Genomic DNA, 582 nt, shown 5'->3' on the forward strand with positions numbered 1-582 from the left:
TAGGTGGTGGGTAGTTCACGGCCTATCGGTACAATTGGAGTTTTGATTCTAGGGAAGAAAAACAGGAAAATAGCGGAAGTCAAGCCGCTGTTAGACACTCTGCTTGACAATGGATTTTATCTCTCCCAACGTCTCTATCGAGAGGCGTTGTCGTTGGCAGAAGAAACGCCGTAACCCCGCCCGCCGCGCGGGGTTTTCTTTTTTAACCCCTGTCAACAACCCCCTTGACAAAATCGCGTTTACTTCTCATTGAAGGCCGGTTGTAAGCGTTTTAAGATAAAGATACAGTCAAGCAAAAGGAGGAGCGACGTTATGACGCATACAACCGGAAATGAAACAGGATTCCGTGTGAAGATTCAGCGGTTTGGCAGTTATTTGAGCGGCATGATTATGCCGAATATCGGCGCGTTTATCGCCTGGGGGCTGATTACCGCCCTATTTATCCCGACGGGCTGGTGGCCGAACGAGACGTTTGCGAAGCTCGTCGGGCCAATGATTACGTATTTGTTGCCGCTGTTGATTGGCTATACGGGCGGCAAAATGGTGTATGACGTCCGCGGCGGCGTTGTTGGGGCGACGGCG

The 582-nt window shown here is 51.0% G+C and carries 2 protein-coding genes; both read left to right on the plus strand.

Annotated elements, in window-relative coordinates; all coding sequences use genetic code 11:
* Positions 1–6 precede the first annotated feature (6 nt).
* Complete coding sequence (locus I656_RS18505; RefSeq protein WP_122983775.1) at positions 7–174, plus strand: DUF3368 domain-containing protein; 168 nt, start codon at positions 7–9, stop codon at positions 172–174.
* Between the two features lie 138 nt (positions 175–312).
* A partial coding sequence (locus tag I656_RS0117330; protein WP_033007050.1) for a PTS transporter subunit EIIC occupies positions 313–582 on the plus strand: 270 nt, incomplete at its 3' end.

The organism is Geobacillus sp. WSUCF1, from assembly GCF_000422025.1.
GTDB lineage: Bacteria > Bacillota > Bacilli > Bacillales > Anoxybacillaceae > Geobacillus > Geobacillus zalihae.